This is a genomic window from Colwellia psychrerythraea 34H, assembly GCF_000012325.1.
GTDB classification, from domain to species: Bacteria; Pseudomonadota; Gammaproteobacteria; order Enterobacterales; family Alteromonadaceae; genus Colwellia; species Colwellia psychrerythraea_A.
Window position 1 is genome coordinate 1,574,246 of the sequence record NC_003910.7, and the last position, 20,305, is coordinate 1,594,550.

Below are 20,305 nucleotides of genomic sequence, written 5' to 3' on the forward strand. Positions count from 1 at the left end.
TACACTATTAGTAACTAAAGGCTTAGCATGAAAGAGTTCGAGTTAATAAAGCATTTCTTCACTAAACAAGCAGTTAAACGGAAAGATGTTGTGCTTGGTATTGGGGACGATTGTGCTGTTTTATCACCTATTGAGAATCAAAATATAGTGGTAACAACAGATACATTAGTTGCTGGAGTACACTTTCCATTTGATACTAGCCCACGAGCTATAGGTCATAAAGCCGTTGCAGTTAATTTATCTGATATTGCTGCGATGGGAGCTAAGCCAAGTTGGTTATCTTTAGCAATAACGTTACCTAACATAGATGAAGCTTGGTTAATTGAGTTTTGTGAAGGTGTCTTTGAATTATGTGAGTTTTATAACGTAGAGCTCATTGGTGGGGATACCACACAAGGTCCGTTAAGTATAACTATTACTGCCCAAGGTCTTACCCCTGAAGGTAGTTATTTATCTCGTTCTGGTGCTAAATCGGGTGATTGGCTTTATGTCACTGGTGAACTCGGTGACGCCGCGTTAGCTTTACAGCAAATAACCGGTAAAGTAGATATTGAACCACAGTTTATCGATATTATAAAAAATAAGCTCGATTATCCCAAACCGCGTGTATTAGCGGGGCAAACACTTCGAGAATATGCTTCTTCGGCCATTGATCTTTCTGATGGACTAATTGCCGATTTGGGTCACATATGTCAAGCCTCTAATGTTGGCGCGAATATTGTTCTTGATGCTTTACCCCTGTCTAATATTATGCGAGATAGTTTACTTACGGATGATGCCATTACCTTGGCTTTATCAGGCGGTGATGATTATGAACTATTATTTACAGTGAACGAAGATAACAAAGTGGGTATGGAAACGGCAATGTCTCATGCTGGTACACCTGTGACATGCATTGGTCAATTAAACGCATCGCAGACTATTTCGACCACATTGAATAATAAGCCAGTTCCGATTAATACTGCAGGTTTTGAGCATTTTTCCGAATAGCTTCTTTGTAATATATTAATCATTAATCATTAAGCAATTATTATATGTCGGGTAAAAATACAAAAGTTAACTTTAACCTCGCTAATCCAGTTCAATTTTTAGCATTAGGTTTTGGTAGTGGCCTAGCACCAAAAGCACCCGGTACTTTTGGTACACTTGCGGCGGTGCCATTATTTTTATTAATGAGCGGCTTATCACCATTACTCTATGGTTCACTTGTATTCATTGTTTGTATCGCAGGTATTTATATTTGTGGTAAAGCGGCAAGCGATGTTGGCGTTCATGACCATGGTGCAATTGTCTGGGATGAATTTGCTGGTTTTTTTATAACTATGTTTATGATACCGGTAAGTTGGCAGAGTGTTCTAGTCGGCTTTATCTTATTTCGAATTTTTGATATAGCTAAACCCTGGCCGATATCTGTTGCAGATAAAAAACTAACTGGCGGCTTTGGTATTATGTTTGACGACGTGTTGGCTGGATTATTTGCACTAGGCATTATGCATATTATTTTCTAACGAGTTAACTATTCCTTGGTAATCGTTCTGTTCTTATATGAAAAATCAAAAGGTTAGGCTTGTTGATATTTAAAACAAGCACTATCCTTTGTTTTCATTTAAATCAATTTACATTACATAAATTTCAACCTGAAAAATATCTAGCCCCCCGATCTAACAATTAGTTGTCATTTTCTTCATTTCTTTATTTTAGATCAATAGTATTTTAGCTGCTTTTGCGCTATTTTTAATGCTAGGTGATTTGTGATGCTCCGAAATCGGTTGGTGTTAGTATTTTATAAATATTTTACATACCGACTTGTTTTAGCAAAACTTGCCCTCAGGTCTATTATTAAGTGACACATTGTTATTTTGATAAAATGTCATTTAGGTAAATTAGTCTTTAAGTAATAGTAAAAAAGGAATACCTATGAAAATAAATCTTTCTGGTCATCACGTAGAAGTTAACGATTCAATCAAAGAGCATATCGAAGAAAAATTCTCTAAAATAGCAAACCACTTTCCAACACTAATTGCCTTAGACGTAATTATTTCTAAAGAACACCATAAACATCAAGTTGAGTTAACTACAACTTATGAGGGTGGCCGTATTTCCGCCACTGGTACTGATGAAGTTATGTATCCCGCTATTGCTAGTGCAGCAAAAAAACTAGATGCGGCGCTTAAACATAGAAAGGGTCAACTAAAAGCCAACTTACATACCAAACCAGATCCTACTACACCTGAAATTGCTCATGAAAAAGTTCAAGAAATGAACTTAGCTTAAAGCTAAAAAAGTGTACATCATAAAAAAGCTGCTGAACTTTGTTCGCAGCTTTTTTTTTGTCAATAATTTATACTATTCTCTAGTTATACCAATGGTAATAATTTATTGATAACTTAGCGAGAATTAAAAGGCTTACAGGTAAGGCATTGATTGAAGAGAATGGTTACTCCCTTGTCAAAATCAATAACGCCGCTTGTAAACCTTTTAAACTCGCCCTTCGGGAGCTCATTAGCATGCTAATAACATCACAAAATAAATTAAATATAGACTAACTATGTTTAAATTATTTTGCTTGTTTTAAGCTCGTTAATGTAACTCTAAGCTGACCAATAAATTAATACTATTGGTATTAGTACAAATAATTACTGTATTGAATACAGCCTGTGTAATAATCAACATAATTCATAATAAAGCATTAACCTTAAAAGGAATAATTTGATGCTCAAGCGCTTTTTTAAAAACACTACCCGATCTAACCTAACAACGAGTAAGTTTGTAGTTTTTGGACTTTTATCCCTAACACTTACGGCTTGTAGTAAGGAAGAAGTTAAGGTTAAACCTCCAGCACCTGCAGTTTCTGTCTACTCAATCCAATCCCAATCTATTGGCGGCTATCGTGAATTTGTCGCACGTACAGAAGCGTCTAAAGAAGCTAATTTACGAGCTCGAGTTGAAGGCGAATTACTTGAACGTCGTTTTCGTGAGGGGAGTTTTGTTGAAAAGGGTCAAGTGTTATTAAGAATAGATCCAGCTGCCTATGAAGCGGCCTTATCATCTGCAAAAGCTGATTTAAGTTCGAAAGAGTCTGGTGAAGAAAATGCCAAACGTAATTTAAAGCGAGCAAATGATCTTATTAATGATGGTTACATTTCACAATCAGACTTTGACCGATTAACAACAGAAGAGTCACAAGCAAAATCGGCTGTTAAGTCTGCACAAGCTGCACTTGAACAAGCTGAACTTGATTTAAGCTACACCACAATCACAGCCCCTTTTAGTGGCCTTATTGGTAAAGTGAATTACAACGTGGGAAATATTGTTAGCCCTACGAGTAATACTTTGGCTACTCTCATTATTAGTGATCCTATTTTTGTTAGTTTTCAAGTGGAAGAAAGCACCTACGTCTCATATCAACAAGAGCATCAGGGGTCGAATAGTGACGAAGGAGGTGAATTTGATATCTCTTTGCGCTTACCTAACAATTCAGAATATCCAGAGCATGGAAAGTTAGATTTTGCTGATACTAAAATTTCCGAAGGCATGGGAACAGTCGAGCTGAGAACTGTTTTCCCGAATCCTCATAACATCATTATCCCAGGCTTGTTTGTTACCTTGATTCTTGAAAGTAAAAGTAAAGAAGAAATGGCGTTAATTCCACAAGCGGCAGTACAAGAAGGCCAACAAGGAAAGTTTGTTTTAATTGTCGATGAAAATAATACAGTAAAACAACGTCACGTAGTGCTAGGTAGAAGAATTAATGCCATGTGGGTTGCAGAAAAGGGTGTCTCTATTGGTGAAAAAGTCATCGTTGAAGGATTACAAAAAGTTCGTTCTGGAGTTGAAGTTAGAGGCGTTGAAAAGCATGTTGATCCAATCGTCGGTACAATATCAGATATTGATGATAAATCAGTGGACTCTTCAAAAGTGACTGAACCAACCATTAGCCCTAGTGCTACAACTGATAAGTAATCAAGGACGATTTTATGATCAGTAAAACTTTTATCAATCGGCCTAAATTTGCGTTTGTAATATCTATCGTTATTACACTTGCTGGTTTAATTGCCATGAGTGTACTTCCCGTAAACATGTACCCGGAAATAACACCGCCCCAGGTTCAAATCTCAGCTGTCTATCCCGGAGCAAGTGCGCAAATTGTAGAAGAATCAGTCATTAGGCCTATTGAAGAACAAATCAATGGTGTTGAAGATATGATGTATATTGAATCTTCAGCTTCCAATAATGGTAGTGCTGTAATCACGGTATTTTTTAAAGTGGGTACCGATGGCGATATTGCGCAGGTTAATGTGCAAAACAGAGTCGCACTGGCAACGAGTTCATTACCCTCAGAGGTAACACGCCAAGGGGTTGATGTTAAGAAAAAATCCAGTTCGATGTTATTAGGTATTAATCTATTTTCTGAACAAGAAGGTATCAATCAGCTTTTCTTAAGTAACTATGCGACTAATTATCTAACTGAGCCGTTAGGACGCATTAAGGGTGTTGCTTCTGCAGAAGTGATGGGTGAAATGACTTATAGCATGCGCGCATGGCTAAACCCAGAACGTATGTCATCACTCAGTATTACCGTTACTGAAGTGCAACAAGCACTTCAAGAGCAAAATATGATTGTAGCTGCAGGTAAGTTAGGTGCTAGCCCCACGTTACCAAATCAGCAGTTTGAGTATTCTATCCAAGCAAAGGGTCGTTTACAAACACCTGAGGAATTTGGTCAAACGATAATACGAGCTCAGCGCAATGGTAATTTTATTCGTTTAAATGACATTGCTCGTTTAGAACTTGGCGCTGAAGACTATTCAACACAAGCAAGACTAAATGGTAAAGAAACAGCTTTCCTTGTTATTTATCAATTACCTGATGCTAACGCCACAGAGGTTGCTTCTTTAGTCAAAGCTGAAATGGCAGAACTCTCTCAACGTTTTCCAGACGGTCTAAAATATGTCATTCCTTACGATACCACTAAATTTATTGACCGCTCAATTGAAGAGGTTGTGGTTACTTTATTTCAAGCAATCGTCTTAGTTATCTTAGTTGTCTTTTTATTCCTACAAAATTGGCGCGCGACTATTATTCCCACCCTTGCAATACCAGTATCTCTTATTGGCACCTTTGCTTTTATGGTTTTGATGGGATATTCAATTAACACGGTTACGTTATTTGGTTTAGTGCTCGCCATTGGTATCGTTGTTGATGATGCCATTATCGTTATTGAAAATGTTGAACGCATATTAAAAGAAGAACAACTTCCCATTAAAGAAGCGGTAACTAAAGCAATGGACCAAGTTTCTGGTCCTATCATTGCGACTACCTTGGTTTTACTGGCTGTATTTGTGCCTGTTGCCTTTATGCCAGGTATAACGGGGGAGTTATACAAGCAATTCTCTGTGACTATTTCTTTCGCAGTACTGATTTCTTCATTAAATGCACTAACATTGAGCCCTGCGTTATGTACTGTGCTTTTAAGCGCAGAAAAAATGAAACCAATCACTTGGTTACTGCCATTTGAGCGCCTTATCACTAAGGCAACAGGAGGTTATACCAAGACTGTTGGCTTTATGCTCAAGCGACTTACTCGAGTTGGACTTTTTGTCGGTTTAATTTTCATTGGAGCAGGTTGGTTAACTACCGCCGTTCCAACGGCATTTTTACCTGCGGAAGATCAAGGTTATCTTTTTGTGGATATTCAGTTACCAGATGCCGCGTCAAGTAATCGGACTCAAGCCGTATTAGACAAAATAACACCCACTATTTTAAATGATGCTGCCGTTGAGGATATCATCACCGTATCAGGCTTCTCATTACTTGGTGGTGCCGGTTCGAATAATGGTCTTGCCATAATTCTTCTTAAAGATTGGGAAGAACGTACTACACCAGAACTTGGATTGAAGCAGATAATTCCTCGTCTGATGGGGCAATTATGGACTATGCCAGATGCTCAAATTATGGTATTTAATCCGCCACCTATTCCCGGTTTAGGTAATAGCTCAGGTTTTGATTTTAAATTACAAGACAGTGAAGGGCGAGATCCTGCCGAATTAGCACAAGTAATGAATGGCCTTATTTATGAAGCCAATCAGCGACCTGAATTATCACGTGTGTTTAGTACTTATCGCGCCAATGTACCGCAGTACTTTTTAGAAGTAGATCGCAACAAAGCGAAAGCACAAGGTGTCGCTTTGTCTGATATTTTTGCGACTTTACAAGCACAGTTAGGCTCTTTATATATTAATGACTTTAGTCAGTTTGGTCGTACTTACCGTGTGACAATTCAGGCAGAAAGTCAGTATAGAGCTGAACCTTCAGATCTTCGATATTACTTCGTTCGAAATAAAGACGACGAGATGGTACCGCTAACTACTCTAGCAAGTGTTAAGCCTATCTTAGGGCCTACAACTATTAGTCACTTTAACTTATACCGTAGTGCTAGCATCACAGGTAATGCTTCTCCAGGATATTCCTCAGGGCAATCTATTGATGTGATGGAAGAATTAGCTAGTACATTACCTCAAGGGTATATTTATGAGTGGTCAGGGCAGTCGAAACAAGAATTAGAAGCGGGTAATCTAGCACCCATATTATTTGGTCTTGCTATTATCTTTGTTTACCTATTTTTAGTGGCACAGTATGAAAGCTGGACTATTCCGTTCTCAGTTATTGCCGCAGTACCTTTAGCCTTGTTTGGTGCTATGTTGGCGCTTTATACAGTAGGCATGGCTAATAATATTTATGCACAAGTTGGTTTGGTCTTATTAATAGGTCTTTCGACTAAAACTGCCATTTTGATTGTTGAATTTGCCATGGAACAAAGAGCGGCTGGTGAAACGATAATGAATGCGGCACTTAATGCCGCTAAAATGCGTTTTCGTGCGGTATTGATGACAGCCTTCTCGTTTATATTAGGTGTTCTACCACTAGTTTTTGCAACGGGTGCAGGAGCTGGAAGCCGAGTTTCTTTAGGTATCACGGTATTGGCTGGTATGATTGCAGCCACACTATTTGGTACTTTACTTGTACCTTACTTCTACCTATTGATTCAACGTATGCGAGAAAAAATTAAAGGTAAACCAGATGTGACCTAGGGGTTCATCGAATAATCGCGCAACAAAAAGGGCACATATTATGTGCCCTTTTTTATTTGTGGTTTCATAACATATTTATATCACTATGCTACGTTATCATCTGATATGAATAACTATTGCTTATAACAGGTAATTAAAACTAAATAGTGATGTCATCGACTCTCTTGATTAGCTGCTACTCTTGTTCTTGTTCTTGTTCTTGGCTGCTATCTTCTTCTGCAAGTTTAGCTCTTTCGGCTTTCGATATATATTTTGGTTTGTTGCTAGTATGCAACTTTGAGTTGGTTTTTTTTACTTTCTTTTTCAAAATATTGTTCATTTTCTTTTTTCTGTTCATGTTCTTATCTCGATATCTAAACTAAAAATTATTTTGGCTGCTAGTCACTAAAAAATAAGGACTATAAGCATCAATGGTAAGTAGGGGTACATTACCGTTGGTTTCAACGAATTACTGACATACTCTACAATGAGCACCTGTGTATTGGGGCGATTTTCCTGCCATTGCTTATACACTAAATAAGGCTTCATCGATTCGTTTGATTGTTCATCATTATGAATGTCTAATTTGTTTTCTATTGCTATTATCGCATTTGCTGTTCTCTGCTGAAAGGTTTTCCATATACCTTCTTGTAACCACAGCGTTGCCAATATTAGGAATGTAACAAAAGTTGCTACAGAAAAAGTTAAAGCAAACAGGGTGATAGCCGTTGCAACAAGCTTGATTATTAACGCATAACTTTCATAATTCTCATGATTGTTGTGTAAAGTTCGCCATTGCTCTACTAATAACTGTTTTGAAACTGTTGTCATAGGTTGAATATACTGGGGTTGTACAAAAATTACTGTTATTATGCGCGCATTATCTATCTCATGAAAGTTTTCTTATCTTTGTATTGATAGCTTTCTTATTTTTTGGCTTAGTTTTTGACTAAGTCGCTATAAACCAGAGGCGTTTATTTTGAGTACTAATACAACTACTTCATCGTTAGCTTTTTCTTCGTTGAGCTTAAAACAGGATTTAGTTAAAAACTTATCGTCGCTTGGCTATGAGCAAATGACACCTATTCAAGCTAAAACCTTACCTGAATTGCTTAAAGGAAAAGATGTTATTGGCGAAGCGAAAACAGGCTCAGGTAAAACGGCTGCTTTTGGTTTAGCATTACTTAACAAATTAGAAGTTAAAAAGTTTCGCATTCAATCCATGGTTATTTGTCCAACCCGAGAACTGGCTGACCAAGTTGCGAAAGAGTTGAGAAAACTAGCGCGTGGTATTCATAATATAAAAATATTGACACTTTGTGGCGGAACCCCTTTTGGTCCACAAATTGGTTCTTTAGAGCATGGGGCACATGTTATTGTTGGTACTCCAGGACGCCTTGAAGAACATGTTATAAAAGGCACTTTACAATTAGATAACTTAAACTTATTAGTGCTCGATGAAGCTGACCGTATGCTAGAAATGGGCTTCCAAGCCGCACTTGATAATATTGTTGGACGTACACCACTTGATCGTCAAACATTACTTTTCAGTGCTACCTTTCCTGACCAAATTAAGTCTATTAGCGAAAGTATCATGACAGATCCTGTGATGGTTAAAATCGCTTCAAGTGAAGACCAATCAACTATCAGTCAAAAATTCTTTAAAGTGGGTAATGATGACGATCGCCTAGACGCGTTACGTTTATTGTTACTAGGTAATCAAGTTGAATCGACCGCTATTTTTTGTAATACCAAAAAAGAGACCCAACAAGTCGCTGATGCCTTACACTTTGATGGTTTTAGCGTATTAGCGTTACACGGCGATTTAGAGCAACGCGATAGAGACCAAACATTATTACGCTTTGCCAACAAAAGTGCTTCAATTCTTGTTGCGACAGACGTTGCTGCACGAGGCTTGGATATTGATAGCTTAGACTTAGTTATTAATTATCACATTGCCCGCGATAGTGAAGTGCATGTGCATAGAATAGGCCGAACAGGTAGAGCAGGCAGTACGGGTATCGCTTATTCACTGTTTAGTGACAAAGAAAGTTATAAAGTTGGCTTACTAGAAGACTACCTTGAAGCTGTTATTACCCCTGAGCCATTGCCTTCATTAGCGGTACTTTCCAATGAACGTCCGCAAGCTAAAATGGCAACCATTCAAATTGATGGCGGTAAAAAGCAAAAAGTTAGAGCTGGAGACATTTTGGGCGCACTTACCGGCGATAATGGTGTGCAAGGTTCGCAAGTTGGCAAAATTTCAGTGCTTGATAATAAGGCCTATGTTGCCGTTACTAAAGCGGCTTTGAACTTAGCCTTGAAAAAAATATCTAAGGGCAAAATGAAAGGCCGTACCTTTAATGCTCGCCATTTAACTAATTAGTTACTAGATTAAAAAACGTAATGAAACATGCCTACCAAGAGCTGCTTACTAACAAGCAGCTCGATATTGATACCGCTCAAACTCATGCTGTCGATGCTTTAATATTGTTATCTGAGCAGTTGTTAGCTCAACAGCACTTGCCCGAAAAGTTAAAAAAAAATATCCCTGGATTATATTTTCACGGCAGAGTAGGTCGAGGTAAAACTATGCTGATGGATTTATTCTATCAGCACTTAGCCATTAAAAATAAAAAACGCATTCATTTCCATCACTTTATGGAAAGTGTTCATCAGCAACTGGCCCAACTAACTGGGCAGTCTGAGCCCCTTAGCCATATTGCTGCCAAGTGGGCACAAAACATCGATTTGTTATGTTTTGATGAGTTTTATGTGAGTGATATTGGTGATGCCATGTTACTGAGTGGTCTATTTTCAGCGCTATTTAAACAAGGGGTGACCCTTGTTGCGACCTCAAATTGTCAACCTGAGCAGCTTTATCGTAATGGGTTGCAAAGGGAGCGTTTCTTACCTACGATTGCCTTAATCAATCAACATTGTCAGATTGTTTCTATTAATGGTGACGTTGATCACCGCCGCACTAAACTTTCAAAAAACAGCTGCTATAATAATTATTTTTTATTAGCCAACGAGGGGAATGAAAAGTTAATTGAACGTTTTCAAAGCTTGACTGATGCAGAAATGTTGGTTTCTGGTGAGATAGAGATTAATCACAGACAACTCTGCTATTTAGCGCAAAGTGCTAATGTTATTTTCTTTGATTTTTTTGCTTTATGCTCTGGCCCTCGAAGCCAGCGAGATTATATGGTACTAGCGAAAGACTTCGATACAGTATGTATTGCCAACGTCCCTAAGTTTTCTGGTGAGTTAGTGCCAGCGGTTTTTTCAGGGGTTGAGGACAGTTATCAACGCAGTGGCGTTTTAATGGGAGAGTTACAGCAGCTTGATGATGAAGCGAGAAGGTTTATTGCGTTAGTTGATGAATTTTACGATCAAAATGTCAAATTAATCGTTAGCGCCCAAGTTGATATATTTGAACTTTACCAAGGGCAGCAACTTGCTTTTGAGTTTGAACGCTGTCAGTCTCGATTAATTGAAATGCAACAAAGCTGATAATACCAAGTCTATTAAGTTATTTCCCACTCAGCGAGAATTAAAAGGCTTAAAGGCAAGGCATTGATTGAAGAGAATGGTTATTCTCTTGTCAAAATCAATAACACAGCATGTAAGCCTTTTAAAATCGCCCTTGGGAGCTTGTCAGAAAAGCAATAACTGCACAAATTTGTGAGATATAGAATGACTATACTAGCAAAAATTTTGTTTGTTATAACTCTTCTGACATAGCTCTGAGGTGGGAATAAATTTAATGGAATTGGTATAACTTGTATAAAACACGATTAACTAGCTAATTTGACTAAATCATTTATTTTCAACTGCTCATTTATTAGCTGTAAATACTTATCTTATTGATAAATATGGATAAGTAAAGTTGGCACTATGTTTGTAACAGTTATGCTAATAATTACTAGGTTGATGATGACTAATTTGTAGTTACTTATATAGGTCATCGTTACTACTTGTAAAAGTAATCCTAGTTAATAACGTTCATTAATCGTAATAAATGACTCAACAGCAAACAATAATAAATATCTTAAGGATAAATAATGACTTATTTTCACGCAACATTAATCGCTAGCGCACTCACTGTATCTTTTGCATCATCGGCTGTTTACGCCAATAAATCATGCAATGTTGATTTGTCAGCAGGGCTTTCAATCAACGTTAATTCGATTGAATTTTTGCAAGATGAAGCTGGAAATGATGAGAAAAATCTCAGTTTGTATAAAATAATTGAAGGTAAAAAACTTTTGGTCGACAACCAGCATATTGACTTATCTGATGATCAACAAGCTCTTGTGAAAAAGTATGATGAAAAAATACGACGCTTAGTGCCTCAAGTTAAAAATGTTGCCATTGAAGGTGTTGATATGGCTATTGAAGGTGTAAATCTTGCGTTTAATGGTCTACTTGGTGAGGGTAATGCCGTCGCAGCAGATTTAACGACAGAGCTAACGTTAATTCGAGAACAAGTGTCCACAAACCTATCTATTGAACATGGAGTTTCTGTTGGTGTCGAAGGTCTAGAAAGTGAAGGGTTACTCGGAAAAGACTTTGACAAGCGTATAGAGTCTGCGGTTGAAAAAGCCGTGCTAAATTCAATGGGCAGTATCTTAATTGCCATCGGTCAACAAATGGTTGCTTCAGAAGGTGACGATCGAAACTTTGAAACACGTATGGAAAGTTTTGGTGAAAATATCGAACATGAGATGACAACAAGATCTGCGATAATAGAGAAGAAGGCTGAGGCACTATGTATAAGTATTGCTGAGGTTGATGCACTAGAAGAGCAATTAAAAGTTGAAATAGAGCCTCTTGCTCGTATTAATGTTTTTACTGTGACACAAAAAAATTATGAAGAAGAATCACACCCTACAGCAAAGTAACTATTAATTAGTCTCGTTAGTTAATACCAAGAATAATGATCAACACACTGACCTAGCACTGTTATAATTGCTGGGTCTTTTTATCCTTATATTTTGTCAAACATGCACGCTGTTCATCAATTACACCAATATCGTAAAAGCCTAAGTACAACCACCTACAAATCACGAGGACAGCGGGTAATTCGCTGTCAACTCTGTCAACTTGCTAAGCCATTCTGTATTTGTGAAATATCCCCCCTTAAGGAGAACGTTGAGACAACGGCAGGGTTTTTGTTATTAATGTATGACACGGAAGTATTAAAACCGAGTAATACTGGTAAACTCATTGCAGATCTAATTCCGGATACCTTTGCTTTTTTATGGTCAAGAACGCAAGAAAATCCTGATTTATTAGCGGTAATTAATGATGAAAAATGGTTTCCTCTCGTTGTTTTTCCGCAAGAGTATGCTGATGATGAACGTAAAGTATTCACTAATAATGTTATCTGCCCTGAAGGTAAACGGCCATTATTTATTATGCTTGATGGTAGTTGGCGTGAAGCTAAAAAAATGTTTCGTAAAAGCCCATATTTAGATAGATTTCCAATGGTGTCATTTGACGTGAAAACAGCAATTCAAGCAGTCAGTGGTAATTGTCAAAGTGAGAACAATAGTCAATTATCCCCAGTTGGTCAGGACTCTCGTTATACAGTTAGAAAAACTGAGCTTGAACATCAATTTTCAACTGCTGAGGTTGCGGCTAGAGTATTAGATATGCATGGTGAAACTACTAATGCTCACATGCTCGATTTATGGTTTGATGTTTTCAATTTCCAATATCAAAAAGGTGTCTGTCAACGTAATAAAGGTAATGTTAATGCCATTGAAAACTATCAAAGTTTTCTAGCAAAGACATACCGATAAAGCCTCTGATTACTGATTACTGATTACTGATTACTGATTACTGATTTGTGACGGGGATATTCTTAATTTAATACCAATCGGACTAATTTATTGATCACTTAGCGAGAATTAAAAGGCTTAGAGGCAAGGCATTGATTGAAAAGAATGGTTATTCAGGAGAATAAGCTCCTGCATTCTCTAATAAGCTGCATCCATGCAGCGTCCTTGTCAAAATCAATAACGCCGCATGTAAGCCTTTTAAACTCGCCCTTCGGGAGCTCATTAGCAAACTGATAACATCACAAAATGAATGAAATATAGACTAACTATGTTTAACTCATTTTGCTTGTTTTAAGCTCGCTAATGTAACTCTAAGCTGACCAATAAATTAATCCGTTTGGTATAATATAGTATTAGCTTATGTATTAGGGGGAAGCAGTTAACCAAATTTACATACAAAAAGGCCCATTTATAACTTTATAAACGGGCCTTTATTTTGTGTTGTAAATTATTAAGTAAAGGAGATTTAAATCTTTAAATAATTAATGCAATATTCTAGCGCGTATGGTGCCATCAACATGTTTTAACTGTTCTAACGCTAAACTACTATCTTCTGAATCAAGATCAATAACCACATAGCCAATTTTGTCATCGGTTTGTAAGTATTGTGCTGCAATATTAATATTGTGTTCAGCAAATGCTTGGTTAATTTGAGTCAAAACACCTGGTTGGTTATGGTGAATATGTAATAAACGGCTGGTATTCTTCTGACCTGGAAAAGAGTGATCAGGTAAAGATACTTCAGGGAAGTTAACCGCAGATAGACTTGAACCATTATCAGAATACTTAGCTAGCTTTGTTGCTACTTCTAAACCGATATTGGCTTGTGCTTCTTTTGTACTACCACCAATGTGTGGCGTTAGAATAACATTATCAAATCCGCGTAACGCTGAGATAAACTCGTCATTATTACTCTTTGGCTCAACAGGGAAAACATCAATTGCAGCCCCTGCAATTTTTTTACTATCCAAAGCTTGTGCTAAAGCAGGGATATCAACCACAGTTCCTCGAGAAGCATTAATAAAGATAGCGCCTTGTTTCATTGCTTCGAATTGAGCTTGTGCAATCATATTTTGAGTTTGCGCTGTTTCAGGTACATGTAAGCTCACTACGTCAGACTCACCAAGTAATGCATCTAATGACGGCGCTTGACTTGCATTACCTAAAGGTAATTTAGTTTCTACGTCGTAAAAGCGTACTCTCATACCTAATGTTTCAGCTAAAATACCTAATTGCATGCCAATATGACCGTAACCAATAATACCTAGTACTTTGCCACGGGCTTCTACTGAGCCAACCGCTGATTTCAACCATTCACCACGATGAGCTTTTGCACTTTTCTCAGGAATACCACGTAGTAATAATAACGTTTCACCAAGAACAAGCTCAGCAACTGAACGAGTATTTGAAAATGGAGCATTAAAAACAGGGATACCGCGAGTTTGAGCTGCTTTTAAATCAACTTGATTGGTGCCAATACAAAAACAACCGATAGCAACCAACTTATTCGCATGACTTAGCACTTTTTCAGTTAACTGAGTACGTGAGCGAATGCCAATAAAGTGAACATTTGCAATTTTTTCAATTAACTCACTTTCTGAGAGCGAGGTTTTAAGTGATTCAATATTTGAATAACCTTTTAGCTTCAATTCTTCTAGAGAGCTTGGGTGCAAGCCTTCAAGTAATAAAATTTTAATCTTACTTTTTGCTAATGAGTTTTGGTTGGCAATGATCATAAATTGGCTTCACTTATCAAAATTAAACGGCTAAATATACTTTCGTTTAGATGGCTAGATATCTAAATAGAGGTTTAACATATCATATAGTGTATAAACTCTAAAGGATTTATTGAGCACTTTATAGAATAAATATGCTGAAAATCTGATTTTTTACTTAAAACTAGATGTGTCTAACAAATTATTGGATAACCTGAATTCCATCTTTGCTACCAAGTACTAATATGTCAGCGCCACGAAGTGCAAACAAACCATTAGTCACAACGCCAACAATAGCGTTAATTTGAGTTTCTAGTGCTTTTGGATCAAGAATTTCGAGATTGTACACATCAAGGATAACGTTGCCATTATCTGTGGTCACACCTTGACGGTAAACTGGGTCGCCACCTAATTTAACTAATTCACGTGCGACATAACTCCGCGCCATAGGTATTACTTCAACAGGCAAAGGAAAGTTACCCAATACTTTTACTTGTTTGGAATCGTCGGCAATGCAAATAAATTTCTTGGCGACTGCCGCCACGATTTTTTCACGGGTTAATGCTGCGCCACCGCCTTTGATCATCGACATATGACGAGTGATTTCATCGGCACCGTCAACGTATACATCTAAAACATCAACACTGTTTAAATCAAATACCTCAATACCGTGTGCTTTTAAACGCTTAGTTGACTCTTCTGAGCTAGAAACAGCACCTGCTATTTTATCTTTCATCGAGGCTAGAGCTTCAATGAAAAAGTTAACTGTTGAGCCAGTGCCAACACCGACGATAGTATCATTTTCAATGAATTCTAATGCCTTAATGGCGGCTGCGTTTTTCATTTCATCTTGAGTCATGTTATATGCCTTGTTACCAAACTATTATCGTTTAACTGGATATAAGTGGGTAATAGTAAAGTGAGTGCCAATAAGCCTTATACCAAACGGACTAATTTATTGGTCAGCTTAGAGTTACGTTAGCGAGCTTAAAACAAGTAAAATGAGTTAAACATAGTTAGTCTATATTTCATTCATTTTGTAATGTTATCAGTTTGCTAATGAGCTCCCAAAGGGCGAGTTTAAAAGGCTTACATGCGGCGTTATTAATTTTGACAAGGGAATAACCATTCTCTTCAATCAATGCCTTGCCTCTAAGCCTTTTAATTCTCGCTAAGTGATCAATAAATTAGTTCGATTGGTATTAAAGGCTATAAAAGGCAATTATAACACTAAAGTATTCTGATAGTTAAAGGTTAGTTACAACTATGACGGTTTGTTTTAGAAATTTTATGAGGAATCGTTATAGGCAATAATGAGTAGGTTTATTCGTTGTGGTTAGGGTGAGAAATAAAGATCAAAGGTGAACAGTAATTAATTGTTTATAAGCTGATTTAGTTAAACTTAGATTCAAATAATACGAAGGCATAATTACCGTCAATAGTGTTACTTTGGCAAAGCGCTAATGGTCACTGCATTGATATCCTGGGCAATAGTCTGCGCATATTGTGATCTTGTTCTCGTACTTATATTTTGGTTCTTTTTATCACCCTTTATTTGCACACCAATAATAGTGCTATCAGGAAAGTAATTCGCTTGACGTTGAGCAAAGGCTAACATCATTCGCTGATCTTCAGGCATGGGTCTGTTTAGCAATGAAAGCATTAACTCGTGATCTGATGATGCTGACTTCTTAACAGAGTCTTTTTGGTAAGTGATAAATTCATTATGGCTAAATTCTTTAGCAAAGTAGTGGTTGTTTTCACTGCTTGGCTCTACTTGCGCGGTATTAGAACAAGCGCCGAGTACCAGAAAACAAAGTAAGCAGACTGCTATTTTAAATACTTTCATAACAAACCTAATGATAAATAATGCGATTGAATTATTATCAATAGAGCAAGTGTTATACCAGAAAGTTAAGTTTTATAAATAAGGGAGGGTTATAAATTATAATACTATGAAAATATTAACTAAAATGGAGCTATAATATTTTAGTTATTTTTATTTAGTTCATAAAAAAGCTCGTTTAATGCTTATTTATTAGTAATAAGTATTGAACGAGCTTGATTATATTAAATAGCGTCAAATTTTTAGCTATTCATTTTTTTAATTATTACTCTTCTGATACTGCGCGTAATAATTCGTTGATACCAACTTTAGCTAGCGTTTTTGCGTCAACTTTCTTCACGATAATTGCAGCATATAAACTGTATGTACCACAAGCTGAAGGTAAATTACCTGGCACTACCACTGAGCCAGCAGGTACTCGTCCATAATGTACCTCACCTGTTTCACGGTCAAAAATACGAGTGCTTTGGCCGATATAGACGCCCATAGAAATTACTGCACCTTCTTCTACTATAACGCCTTCAACGATTTCTGAACGTGCGCCAATAAAACAATTATCTTCAATGATGGTTGGTCCAGCTTGTAAAGGCTCCAACACTCCACCAATACCGACACCGCCAGATAAATGCACATTTTTACCAATTTGTGCACAAGATCCCACTGTTGCCCAAGCATCTACCATACAGCCTTCATCGACAAAAGCGCCAATATTGACAAAACTCGGCATTACCACAACATTTTTACCAATAAAACTACCAGTACGAACACTTGCGCCAGGGACTACACGAACACCGTCAGCTTCAAACATTGCTTGCGTATAACCTTCATACTTCATCGGTACTTTATCAAAAAAAGTACTTTCTGCACCATCAATTACTTGGTTATCCCATATACGAAAAGAAAGTAATACCGCTTTTTTAAGCCATTGGTTTACATGCCAGCTGCCATCTACTTTTTCTGCTACGCGTGCACTGCCGTTATTTAATGCGGCTAACGCATCAAGCACTGCGTTTTTAATCTCACTTGAAACGGTTGCAGGAGAAATACTGGCTCTTTCTTCAAAGGCTTGTTCAATTACACTAGCTAAGTGTTTTAAATCTGTCATTAGGCTTTCCTATTTGAAATTTATTAGTGTTATTTATTAGTGTTATTTATTTGTATGATATAGGGCTGTAAGTTAGTTAATCAATTTCTTGCGTTAATCGCAGTGCTAAGGCCTCTTTTTCTTGAGTGGTTAGCGCATCATCTTCTTCGGTAGAAATAGTGAATACATCATCAGCTTTTTCACCAAAGGTTGTTATTTTGGCTGAGTGGATATTAACCCGTGCTTCTAAAAATACTTGACTAATGTTGGACAATAAACCGGGTCTATCTAAGGCTATAATCTCTATCATTGTTCGATTTTTTGCATGTATTTTAATAAAGTTAACGCGTAGTGGCACTTTAAATTTTTTCATGTGTCTCGCTAGCTTTGGTTCAGGAAGCTCGCAGATATTCACTTGCTGTAGTCTATCAACCAACGCTTGACTCATTTCTTTGGTATAGAAACGTTCTCTTAAAGGTTTATTACGACTGTCGAGCACGACAAACGTATTTACTGTATAGCCAGTTTTTGTTGTGATAATTTTTGCATCATGAATCGATAATTTTTTTGTTACCAAAAATGAAACTGTACTGGCAAAGGTATTGTTTTTTTCTTTTGTGAAAATAAATACTTCCGTGCCACCTCTATAAGGTATCGGGCTAATGAGTACCAGTGGTTTTTCTCTATCGTGCTCGACAATGTTCTGACATTGTCGGGCTATTTGCTCTGGTGAATAACGTAAAAAATAGTCAATTCTAAATTCACGCCATAAGGCTTTAATACTTTGCTCATCAACATTATTTTCGTTTAACAAAGCCAAGGCTTGTTGTTGATTTTCTCTAATTTTAGAACGAACTTCTACCGGTTTTTCTAAACCATGTCGGAATGCACTTAAGGTATTAAAATAAAGCTCTTCAAGCAAGTTTGCTTTCCAGTTATTCCAAAGACTTTCGTTGGTTCCGCGCATATCAGCAACGGTTAAACAATAGAGGTAATTTAAATGTGCTTCATCTCGAACTATTTCACCAAAAGTACGAATGACATTCTCGTCATTGATATCACGACGCTGAGCAGTAACAGACATTAATAAATGATGCTCAACAAGCCATGCCACCATATTACTGTCGTGTTTGCTTAATTGATGTGACAAGCAAAAAGTTAAGGCATCAACAGCCCCTAATTTAGCATGGTCACCACCACGACCTTTGCCAATATCATGGAAAAATCCAGCAAGGTAAAGGACTTCCGGTTTACGAATTTTTTGTACTATTTTACTACATAACGGAAATTTATGATTATGCTCTTTTTGACTGAATTGGTGTAAATTCTTAATGACTCGGTAGCTATGTTCATCCACTGAGTATGCATGGAATAGGTCAAATTGCATTTGCCCCGCGATATTTCGCCACAGCGGTAAATATGAGCTTAGTATGCTATGTCTGTGCATCAAAGTTAATGCTAAACCCAAACCACGTGGATGACGAATAATAGCCATAAACATTCGGCGACATTCTGCATAATCGATTAATCCGGAAATTAATCGTCTACGTGCATTACGCATTAACCTCATGGTGTGCGAGTGTATACCTTTAATGCCGGGTTCTTGCGCAATAATCAAAAACATTTCAATCATTTTGACTGGTCGCATAAATATGCGATCATTTCTGGTATTGATTAATTTATCAACCAGCTCAAAATCTTGGTTAATAATACTAATATTACTTAGCTCGGGTTTCTTAATGATAGCTTGTTCAAAATGCTGTAACAGCATAGTATTTAATTCAGTAACCCGTGCAATGATACGAAAAAAACGTTTCATCATTCGTTCTACAGGGGCTTTCCCTTCGTCACCAAAGCCCATCATTTTCGCAACATCAGCTTGATAGTCAAACAAAAGGCGATTTTCGCTACGACCAGCAACGAAGTGCAGTGCAAAACGCATGCGCCATAGATAATCTTGTGATTCTAATAGCTCAAAAAATTCATTTGGGTAGAGGTAGTCGTGTTCAACCAGTTCTTCTAAGGAGTCGGCTGAAAAGTGACGTTTAGCCACCCAAGCGATAGTTTGAATATCACGTAAACCACCGGGGTTTGCTTTTAAGTTTGGTTCAAGGGTATATGCTGCCCCTCGGTATTGCTGATGTCTTGCTTCTTGTTCTTTACATTTGGCAATAAAGAATTTCTCAGAGGTCCAAAAAACGTCTTCACTTAATAGAGGCGTTAATTGTTGGGTAAGCGTTTCATTACCGGCAACCTGTCGCATTTCCATTAAATTAGTCGCAACGGTTACTTCTTTTACCGCTTGTTTTAAACACTCTTTAATAGAACGAACACTGTGACCAATATCAAGTTTTATATCCCAAAGCTGGGTAATAAAGCTTGATATTTTTTCTTCAAGTTCTAGGTCTACTTCTTCTTGGGTTAATAATAATATATCAACGTCAGATTGGGGATGTAACTCCCCGCGACCATAACCACCAACAGCAATCAGGGTGATTTGAAATTCATCAAGATGGTGCTGGCACCAAAGCTTCTTTAAAATAGCATCTACAAAAACAGCTCGTGCAGATAATAAGTCGTTTATATCGTTTTCAATAAAAACGTCTTTTAACCAAGTATTAAATGATTGGCTTAATTGACAGATGTCTCGAGTAGATAAAAAGTCAGCACTAATAGCCAGCTGATTAATAAAGTGTGACGGAACTATATGTACGGATACGGGATGACTAGTCAAGGGCTTA

Annotated in this window: 16 protein-coding genes; 9 read left to right on the plus strand and 7 right to left on the minus strand. The window is 37.3% G+C overall.

The window, feature by feature from the left end; translation table 11 throughout:
- Positions 1–27: 27 nt before the first annotated feature.
- The 5 genes from thiL to CPS_RS06840 all read left to right on the plus strand — a co-directional run bounded on the left by thiL (position 28) and on the right by CPS_RS06840 (position 7,091).
- A complete protein-coding gene (thiL, locus tag CPS_RS06820) occupies positions 28–990 on the plus strand; it encodes a thiamine-phosphate kinase (RefSeq protein WP_011042369.1) in 963 nt (320 codons plus the stop codon).
- 44 nt (positions 991–1,034) lie between these two features.
- The gene (locus CPS_RS06825) at positions 1,035–1,508 is read left to right on the plus strand and encodes a phosphatidylglycerophosphatase A family protein (RefSeq protein WP_011042370.1); all 474 of its coding nucleotides are present in this window, start codon (positions 1,035–1,037) and stop codon (positions 1,506–1,508) included.
- Positions 1,509–1,917: 409 nt separating this feature from the next.
- Positions 1,918–2,274, plus strand: a complete 357-nt coding sequence (gene hpf / locus CPS_RS06830; protein WP_011042371.1) for a ribosome hibernation-promoting factor, HPF/YfiA family — start codon at positions 1,918–1,920, stop codon at positions 2,272–2,274.
- Between the two features lie 438 nt (positions 2,275–2,712).
- Positions 2,713–3,963: an efflux RND transporter periplasmic adaptor subunit gene (locus CPS_RS06835; RefSeq protein WP_011042372.1), complete on the plus strand. Its 1,251-nt coding sequence runs from the start codon at positions 2,713–2,715 to the stop codon at positions 3,961–3,963.
- Positions 3,964–3,977: 14 nt separating this feature from the next.
- The gene (locus CPS_RS06840; protein ID WP_011042373.1) at positions 3,978–7,091 is read left to right on the plus strand and encodes an efflux RND transporter permease subunit; all 3,114 of its coding nucleotides are present in this window, start codon (positions 3,978–3,980) and stop codon (positions 7,089–7,091) included.
- Positions 7,092–7,266: 175 nt separating this feature from the next.
- Here CPS_RS06840 and CPS_RS23230 read toward each other — a convergent pair whose 3' ends face one another.
- Positions 7,267–7,428 (minus strand): DUF2986 domain-containing protein, encoded by a 162-nt coding sequence (locus CPS_RS23230; RefSeq protein ID WP_011042374.1) that lies wholly within the window; start codon positions 7,426–7,428, stop codon positions 7,267–7,269.
- 47 nt (positions 7,429–7,475) lie between these two features.
- Positions 7,476–7,901, minus strand: coding sequence for a hypothetical protein (locus CPS_RS06845; RefSeq protein WP_011042375.1), 426 nt, complete (start codon positions 7,899–7,901; stop codon positions 7,476–7,478).
- A gap of 148 nt (positions 7,902–8,049) precedes the next feature.
- On the opposite strand from CPS_RS06845, the gene dbpA reads away from it, so the two are divergent.
- From dbpA to CPS_RS06865, 4 genes are all read left to right on the plus strand, one after another.
- Positions 8,050–9,456 (plus strand): ATP-dependent RNA helicase DbpA, encoded by a 1,407-nt coding sequence (gene dbpA / locus CPS_RS06850; RefSeq protein WP_011042376.1) that lies wholly within the window; start codon positions 8,050–8,052, stop codon positions 9,454–9,456.
- Between the two features lie 20 nt (positions 9,457–9,476).
- Entirely contained in the window at positions 9,477–10,586 is a 1,110-nt protein-coding gene (gene zapE, locus CPS_RS06855) for a cell division protein ZapE (RefSeq protein ID WP_041736769.1), read from the plus strand.
- Positions 10,587–11,137: 551 nt separating this feature from the next.
- Positions 11,138–11,977 (plus strand): DUF2884 family protein, encoded by an 840-nt coding sequence (locus CPS_RS06860; RefSeq protein WP_011042378.1) that lies wholly within the window; start codon positions 11,138–11,140, stop codon positions 11,975–11,977.
- Between the two features lie 102 nt (positions 11,978–12,079).
- On the plus strand, positions 12,080–12,880 hold the full coding sequence (locus tag CPS_RS06865) for a tRNA-uridine aminocarboxypropyltransferase (protein ID WP_011042379.1): 801 nt from the start codon (positions 12,080–12,082) through the stop codon (positions 12,878–12,880).
- 521 nt (positions 12,881–13,401) lie between these two features.
- Here the strand turns inward: CPS_RS06865 and serA are convergent.
- The 5 genes from serA to glnD form a co-directional block, all read right to left on the minus strand.
- On the minus strand, positions 13,402–14,655 hold the full coding sequence (serA, locus tag CPS_RS06870; protein WP_011042380.1) for a phosphoglycerate dehydrogenase: 1,254 nt from the start codon (positions 14,653–14,655) through the stop codon (positions 13,402–13,404).
- Between the two features lie 181 nt (positions 14,656–14,836).
- Positions 14,837–15,493 (minus strand): ribose-5-phosphate isomerase RpiA, encoded by a 657-nt coding sequence (gene rpiA / locus CPS_RS06875; protein ID WP_011042381.1) that lies wholly within the window; start codon positions 15,491–15,493, stop codon positions 14,837–14,839.
- Positions 15,494–16,078: 585 nt separating this feature from the next.
- Complete coding sequence (locus CPS_RS06880; RefSeq protein WP_011042383.1) at positions 16,079–16,483, minus strand: hypothetical protein; 405 nt, start codon at positions 16,481–16,483, stop codon at positions 16,079–16,081.
- A 262-nt stretch (positions 16,484–16,745) separates the two neighbouring features.
- On the minus strand, positions 16,746–17,585 hold the full coding sequence (dapD, locus tag CPS_RS06885) for a 2,3,4,5-tetrahydropyridine-2,6-dicarboxylate N-succinyltransferase (RefSeq protein WP_011042384.1): 840 nt from the start codon (positions 17,583–17,585) through the stop codon (positions 16,746–16,748).
- 76 nt (positions 17,586–17,661) lie between these two features.
- The gene (gene glnD, locus CPS_RS06890) at positions 17,662–20,298 is read right to left on the minus strand and encodes a [protein-PII] uridylyltransferase (protein ID WP_011042385.1); all 2,637 of its coding nucleotides are present in this window, start codon (positions 20,296–20,298) and stop codon (positions 17,662–17,664) included.
- Positions 20,299–20,305: the final 7 nt, after the last annotated feature.